The following is a 6,688-nucleotide window of genomic DNA, read 5'->3' as shown; positions in this document are numbered from 1 at the left end:
CCTCGTCCTCGGCGACAAGACCCCCGCCGAGGCCATGAGAGAATGCCTCGCAGGCCCATTGATCAGCTGATTCGCGACCACTGCTGGAAACCGCCCCTCATGTCGGGTGTTGGGCATGGGGCGGCGCAGGGTGGCCGCAGCGGTGCGGTACGCGGAGAGGGGCGGTGGATGGACAGCGTCAACGGCGACGAGGCCCGGACCGAACGGACAACAGAGGCGGACGGTGTGCGGGCGGCGCCGGCAGCGGTACGACGGAACTCGCCTGGTTCAAGTCCAGCTACAGCGGCAGCCAGGGCGACGACTGCGTGGAGGTCGCGCTCGCCGAACAGGCCGTCCACGTAAGGGACTCCAAGGACCTGACCCGCCCGGCCTTCGCGGTCGGCCGCGAAGGGTGGGGGGCGTTCGTGGGGTTCGTGTCGGAGCACTGAGCCTGAAGCATGCCGTTCACCGTGCCGGGCGCCGGAACGGTGGACGGAACAGCTTCACTGTGCTTGGCCGAACGTGCTCGCGTCTTGAGCGACCTGGTCCGACTCGCCTCAGGTCGCAGGGGACCGGGCTCAGCGGCAGAGTTCCATGATGGAGTCGTCGAAGTCGGGGAACTCTCGCGTGGCCTGCTCGATCACGGCAGTTGCCGGAGCGCGGTGGTCTGGTGCGAACTGCTCCGCGACGGCCGTCAGCTCACTGCTGGGGTGTGGAACCCAGCCGCGCTTGTACGAGGTGGCTGCCTCCCAAGGGCCGAAGCCACCTGCCAGCAGCCACAAGAAGGCGCCCAGGTCGCGCGCGACGACGCCGGTCTCTCCTTCGGAGCCGAGGAAGACGACGGGCTGCTCGGCCAGTGCCCGGCCCTGGTGGACCAGCCAGAACGTCGCGTACCCACCGGAGCCGTCCTGGCCGAACACGCGGAAGTGGTCGCCTTGTAGCTCGCCGTTGCCGGTCCACGCCCGGAACCAGTCCGTGGTCTCGTCGGCAGAGAGGAAGGCCGCGAAGGGTTCGAAGTCGACACCGTCACCGTCACCGTCGGCGTAGTTGAGCCGGACCGCCATGGCGGCGGCAAGCGCGGCGGGGAACTGCCGGTCTTCGTTCGATGCCACGCGAACAGATCAGCGATTGGTCGGGCGTCGGCAGGCCGCGACTACCCCGCGGTGGCCGTCGTGGGCGCCGTGCGCCTCTGGGGCGAGGAGGCGCTCGTGGAACTCGACGGCTTCGCGGTGCTGCCGTAGCCCGCGCGTCAGGCCGCCATGGCCAGGTGCTCCATCGGCACCCGGTGCGGAGCGATCACGCTGCCGTCGGGGAGCAGTTCGCCGGTGTCGTCGAAGACGATCACGCCGTTGCACAGCAGCGTCCAGCCCTGCTCCGGGTGGGCGGCGACGACGTGCGGGGCGGCGGTGCCGGCAGCGTGGCACGTGGGCTGGTGGGAACACATGGCGCACCTCCGGGTGAGGGGCGGGCGGCCGTGTTGCCGCCTCCATGGACACGACCATGCGCCGCCCGACGACTCATAGGAACCGCGCGCCGGGAAGCGTGACACGATGCGGACAACTCCCTGACGGTCCGCGGACGGTCGGCGCCGGCTCGCCACCGGAGGGGCGGGGTCGCCCCCGGTGCGCGGCCCCCGGTACCCGAGCAGCCTGTCGTCCCCGGAGGTGCCACCGTCACCTGGACATCGCGGCCAGGCTCAGCATGAGGTGCGCGGACTCCGGGCGGCCGAAGTCGGAGTGCGCCCCGGCCGGTGCCATCCGCGTCCGTACGCCGCCACGGAAGAGGCGGCCGGCGTCCACTTCTCCGGGCCGGGGTACAACGCGGGCCGCGCAGCGTGCAGTTCCTGGGCCGGCGCCAGCAGCAGCGAGGCCCGGCGCGCGGCCGCGGGCGGCGCGGTCTGCCAGCCGTGCACGTACACGTAGAGGTCCGTCACCTCGTCCGGGACACGGAGGTGTCGGGCGAGGTGCTCCGCGATCCGGTCGCCTGGGACGGTATGACCGCTGCCGGGGGCCCGGAGCCGTCCCTGCTCGTCGAGGTCAACGGTGGTGAGGTGCATGGCGCGGTCTCCAGGCGGCTGTCGATCCCGCAGTGCAGCGAGTACGTCAGGGCGAGCGGGTTGTGCAGGGTGTCGTAGAAGTGATGGACGAGAGCTCGCGTTGTCCCGCAGGAAGCGCTCGTGCCCGGCAAGGGAGAACGTGCCGGTGCGGATGTCGAGTTCGGCGCATCCCAACGGCAAGTCGGCCCGGATGTCGCGTAGTTCGGCGGGGGAGACGGGGTGCCAGGGGCGACCAGGAAGACGTGGACGGTTGGACAGCCCCTCTCTTTTCCCCCGCTGGTCTTGTCGCTCCGCGCTTGAGTCGCGGTTGAGCCGGCTCGACCGACCCCGTGTCAGACTCGGCGCATGCTCCACGGGCGTGCTGACAGATCTCTGATCGAACGGGTAAAGCAGATTCGCAGGGGCCCCACGGGAACCCCGCTGATTCCCCTGGCGGACGAGCAGTGCGACATCGTCGCAAAGCTGGAATCCTGCAACCCCACTGGAAGTAGCAAAGACCGTTCGGCGCGTGGGTTCTGGAACAGGCAATCGGTCGCGGGGAGACAGCACACGGCACCACGGTGGTCGAGTCGGCGTCCGGCAATTTCGCGCCGGCCCTGGCTTATCACTGCCGTATGCTCGGTATCTCGTTCGTCCCGGTCATCGATCCGAACTGCATCCGGGCTGCGTGGTCATCGCTGTCGACGCCGAAGGCTCGGAGATCTTCGGCGGCCCGCCGAAGAAGCGGTGGATCCCCGGCATCGGCTCAGTACGTCTCGCTCTGCATTTGTCCGGTTACGGTCCTGACCTGGCCCGGCTGTACGGAATGGGATGGGTGCTATGTATGGTGATCAGAACGGCTTCGACGCAATCCGGCCGGTCGGCGGCTTGATTCTGAGCTCGCTTCAGGCCAGGGTCCTGGAGGGTGTTGCGGCCGGCTTCTCCAGCGGGCAACTCTCGAGAGAGTTGTACCTCAGCTCGAAGACCATCGATTACCACGTCCGCGTCATGTCCGAAAAGCTACAGGCGCCGAATCGTGTCGCGCTGGTTTCGAGGGCGTTCGTCCTCCAGATCCTGCGAACAGATTCGTGGCCCCCGCGCATTGCATGTGAAACTGCGGATTGATGCTCGATGGCGCGCGAAATCGTGGTGGAACTGGCGGTGGCCCACCGTCATCCGTCTCCCGCACTTCCCACAGATCACCAGGCCCTGCAGCGGCGCGGGGCCCTCACAGGGCGGTCCGGCCTTGCGGTCCTCGTCCCGGCTGGTCGCGTTGTCCAGCAGGACGGCGGTGCTGGCCTCCCACTGCTCGACGGTGATGTATCCCTCGTGGTGGCCGGGGAGGAAGGTCGTCCACTCCTCGCGCGGGACGTCGGTGAGGGTCGGCTTGCCCTGCGGGGTGCGTCCTGCGCGTTTGCGTCCGTGGACAAACACCCCGGCGAACCAGGGGTTGTGCACCCTCCTCGGACCCAACTGACCTGCGCCAACGCCTGATCAACGAACTTTGCAGTCGTCCTGAGGCCGAGTCCTGGTGGAGGGAGACGAGTTCCGTCTTCCGCGAAGCCCGTCGGGTTCGTCATGGGAGGGCCTCTCCTCTCGTCGTCGGACCAGGTGCGGCTGGTCACGCCTCGACATCCGCGCCCATCTCCTCGGCGATGCGCGCGGCCTCGGCCAGGAGGGTCTCCACGATCTGTGACTCCGGGACCGTGCGGATCACCTCGCCCTTGACGAAGATCTGGCCCTTGCCGTTGCCGGCGGCGACACCGATGTCGGCCTCGCGGGCCTCGCCAGGCCCGTTGACGACACAGCCCATCACCGCCACGCGCAACGGCACCGGAAACCCCTCGAGCGCCGCAGTGACCCGCTCGGCGAGGGTGTGCACATCGACCTGGGCCCGGCCGCAGGACGGACAGGACACTATGTCCAGTCCCCTCGGCCGCAACCCGAGCGACTCCAGGATCTGCGCGCCGACCTTGACCTCCTCGACCGGTGGTGCGGAGAGCGAGACGCGGATGGTGTCGCCGATGCCCTCCGCGAGCAGCGCGCCGAACGCGACCGCGGACTTGACAGTGCCCTGGAACCGGGGTCCCGCCTCGGTCACGCCGAGGTGCAGCGGGTAGTCGCACCGGCCGGCGAGCTTGCGGTACGCCTCGATCATCACCACCGGGTCGTGGTGCTTCACCGAGATCTTCAGGTCGGTGTAGCCGTGCTCCTCGAACAACGAGCACTCCCACAACGCCGACTCCACCAGTGCCTCCGGCGTGACGCCGCCGTGCTTGTGCAGCAACCGCTTGTCCAGCGACCCGGCGTTCACGCCGATCCGGATCGGGATGCCCGCGTCCTCGGCCGCACGGGCGATCGCGCCGACCTGGTCGTCGAACTGACGGATGTTGCCGGGGTTGACCCGTACTGCGGCGCAGCCGGCGTTGATCGCGGCGAACACGTACTTCGGCTGGAAGTGGATGTCGGCGATCACCGGGATGCCCGACTTGCGGGCGATCGCCGGCAGCGCCGCCGCGTCGTCCGCCGACGGCACGGCGACCCGCACCATCTCGCAGCCCGCCGCAGTGAGCTCGGCGATCTGTTGCAGCGTGGCGTCGACGTCGGCGGTGGACGTGGTGGTCATCGACTGCACCGACACCGGCGCGCCGCCGCCGACCGGCACCGTGCCCACCATGATCTGGCGGGAGGTCCGCCGCGTGGCCACCGAGAGCGGGACCTCGTCCTTGCGTGGCGAGGGCATTCCTAGATCGACGGTCGTCAATGTTCCTCCCCTGAGTGAACCGGCCAGGTGCCGGGGTCGTCGATGCCTGCCGACGCCGGTGCGGCGTCGAGGCCGGTCAGCAGCTCCACCACGACCCTGGTGATGTTCTGCGTGGTCAGCCCGCAGGCGGCGAGCACCTCGGCCCTGGAGCCGTGGCTCAGGAACCGCCTCGGGATGCCGAACTCGCGCAGCGGGGTGCGCACGTCGACGTCCCGCAGCGCCTGCGCGATCGCGGAACCGACACCACCCGCGCGGCTGTTGTCCTCGACCGTGATCGCGAGCCGGTGGCGGCGGGCCAGGTCGGCCAGCGCGGGGTTGACCGGGGTGACCCACCTCGGGTCCACCACCGTCACCCCGATGCCCTGTGCCCGTACACCGTCGGCGACGGTGAGCGCGAGCCCGGCCAGCGCACCCACCGCGATGATCAGCACGTCCAGTCGGCCAGAACGGCGCAGCACATCGATCCCGTTGAACGTGGCGGTGGCAGGCAGGTCCTCACCGGCTGGGCCTTTGGGGAACCGCAGCAGTGTCGGACCTTCGTGCCACGCCACCGCCTCAGCCAGCAGTTCGGCCAGCCGGGTGCCGTCCCGCGGTGCCGCGATCCGCAGCCCCGGCACCACTTGCAGCACCGACAGGTCCCACATGCCGTTGTGGCTCGGCCCGTCGTCGCCGGTCACCCCGGACCGGTCGAGGACGAACGTCACCGGCCGGCGGTGCAGCGCGACATCCATGAGCAGTTGGTCGAACGCGCGGTTGACGAACGTGGAGTAGATGGCCACCACCGGGTGCACGCCGCCCATGGACAGGCCGGCGGCCATCGTGACCGCGTGCTGTTCGGCGATGCCGACGTCGATCACCCGGTGCGGGAACCTGCGCTGCATCGGCAGGAGCCCGGTCGGCTCGGTCATCGCGGCCGTGATCGCCACGAGGTCGTCGCGCTGCTCGGCCAGTTCGGCCAGCTTCTCGCCGAACACCGACGTGAACGACGGGGGTGACGCCTTCAGCGCCTGCCCGGTGTGCGGGTCCATCGGTCTGACGGCGTGGCCGAGGTCGAGGTCGTTGGTCTCGGTGTGCCGGTATCCCCTGCCCTTGGCGGTGATCACATGCACCACCACCGGCCCGCCCAGTGCGATCGCGTGGCGCAGGGAGTCCTGGACGGCAATGAGGTCGTGACCGTCGACGGGGCCGAGGTAACCGAGCCCGAGTTGTTCGAACACGCCCGGCCCGCGCCCGGCGCGCAGGTCGGCCAGGTGCTCGGCCAGCCCGCCGACGGTCGGCGCGTAGGAGCGTTGGTTGTCGTTGAGCACGACGATGAGCGGCCTCTTCGGCCCGCCCGCGATGTTGTTGAGCGCCTCCCAGGCCATGCCGCCAGTCATCGCGCCGTCGCCGATGATCGCGACGGTCGCCCGGTCGCGTCGGCCGAGGTGGGCGTCCGCCCTGGCCAGCCCGTCCGCGTAGGACAGTGCGGTGGACGCGTGCGAGTTCTCCACCAGGTCGTGCTCGGACTCCTCCCGGCTCGGGTAGCCGGAGACCCCGCCCGACTTGCGCAGCCGGTCGAATCCGGCCTGGCGGCCCGTGAGGATCTTGTGTACGTAGGACTGGTGCCCGGTGTCCCACACCAACCGGTCCCGCGGGGACTCGAACACCGTGTGCAACGCGATGGTCAGCTCGACCACACCCAGGTTGGGCCCGAGGTGTCCCCCGGTCGCGGAGACCCGCTCGATCAGGAACGCGCGGATCTCCCCGGCGAGGTCACGGAGCTCTCCGGCGGTCAGCTCACGCAGCCGCGCCGGGTCGCGCACAGTTTCCAGCAGCGCCATGTCGAACAGTGCTCCTCACCGGGTTCGGTAGGCGGCCTCGGCCACTCTCTCCGTCAGTTCGGGCCGGCTGTCCGGCGCGATGACGCCGGT

7 protein-coding genes and 2 pseudogenes are annotated in these 6,688 nt (G+C 69.7%); 3 read left to right on the top strand and 6 right to left on the bottom strand.

All coding sequences use genetic code 11. From position 1 onward, the window contains the following. Nucleotides 1-242 precede the first annotated feature (242 nt). Nucleotides 243-428: pseudogene (locus ACFYMU_RS05125) on the top strand (DUF397 domain-containing protein); the annotation flags it as partial. A 129-nt stretch (nt 429-557) separates the two neighbouring features. Here ACFYMU_RS05125 and ACFYMU_RS05120 read toward each other — a convergent pair. Beyond that, entirely contained in the window at nt 558-1,091 is a 534-nt protein-coding gene (locus ACFYMU_RS05120) for an SMI1/KNR4 family protein (protein WP_388367951.1), read from the bottom strand. A gap of 21 nt (nt 1,092-1,112) precedes the next feature. Here ACFYMU_RS05120 and ACFYMU_RS05115 point away from each other — a divergent pair. Then, nucleotides 1,113-1,220, top strand: a pseudogene (locus ACFYMU_RS05115) (RidA family protein); the annotation flags it as partial. 8 nt (nt 1,221-1,228) lie between these two features. Here the strand turns inward: ACFYMU_RS05115 and ACFYMU_RS05110 are convergent. After that, nucleotides 1,229-1,423 (bottom strand): DUF5999 family protein, encoded by a 195-nt coding sequence (locus tag ACFYMU_RS05110; RefSeq protein WP_388367949.1) that lies wholly within the window; start codon nt 1,421-1,423, stop codon nt 1,229-1,231. 252 nt (nt 1,424-1,675) lie between these two features. Continuing rightward, the gene (locus ACFYMU_RS05105) at nt 1,676-2,035 is read right to left on the bottom strand and encodes a hypothetical protein (protein ID WP_388367946.1); all 360 of its coding nucleotides are present in this window, start codon (nt 2,033-2,035) and stop codon (nt 1,676-1,678) included. Nucleotides 2,036-2,845: 810 nt separating this feature from the next. Here ACFYMU_RS05105 and ACFYMU_RS05100 point away from each other — a divergent pair. Next, complete coding sequence (locus ACFYMU_RS05100) at nt 2,846-3,139, top strand: response regulator transcription factor (protein WP_388367943.1); 294 nt, start codon at nt 2,846-2,848, stop codon at nt 3,137-3,139. Here ACFYMU_RS05100 and ACFYMU_RS05095 read toward each other — a convergent pair. The 3 genes from ACFYMU_RS05095 to ACFYMU_RS05085 form a co-directional block, all read right to left on the bottom strand. After that, on the bottom strand, nt 3,035-3,472 hold the full coding sequence (locus ACFYMU_RS05095; RefSeq protein WP_388367941.1) for a recombinase zinc beta ribbon domain-containing protein: 438 nt from the start codon (nt 3,470-3,472) through the stop codon (nt 3,035-3,037). The two genes, ACFYMU_RS05100 and ACFYMU_RS05095, sit on opposite strands and share 105 nt — an antisense overlap. Nucleotides 3,473-3,635: 163 nt before the next feature. Further along, nucleotides 3,636-4,778, bottom strand: coding sequence for a flavodoxin-dependent (E)-4-hydroxy-3-methylbut-2-enyl-diphosphate synthase (ispG, locus tag ACFYMU_RS05090; protein WP_388367938.1), 1,143 nt, complete (start codon nt 4,776-4,778; stop codon nt 3,636-3,638). Then, on the bottom strand, nt 4,775-6,598 hold the full coding sequence (locus ACFYMU_RS05085) for a 1-deoxy-D-xylulose-5-phosphate synthase (RefSeq protein ID WP_388367935.1): 1,824 nt from the start codon (nt 6,596-6,598) through the stop codon (nt 4,775-4,777). The genes ispG and ACFYMU_RS05085 overlap by 4 nt, the downstream gene beginning before the upstream one ends. Nucleotides 6,599-6,688: the final 90 nt, after the last annotated feature.

Source organism: Streptomyces sp. NPDC007264, from assembly GCF_042869095.1.
Taxonomy (GTDB): domain Bacteria; phylum Actinomycetota; class Actinomycetes; order Streptomycetales; family Streptomycetaceae; genus Streptomyces.
The sequence above is the reverse complement of the archived record's forward strand: the minus strand, read 5'-3'. Positions and strand labels throughout refer to the sequence as shown.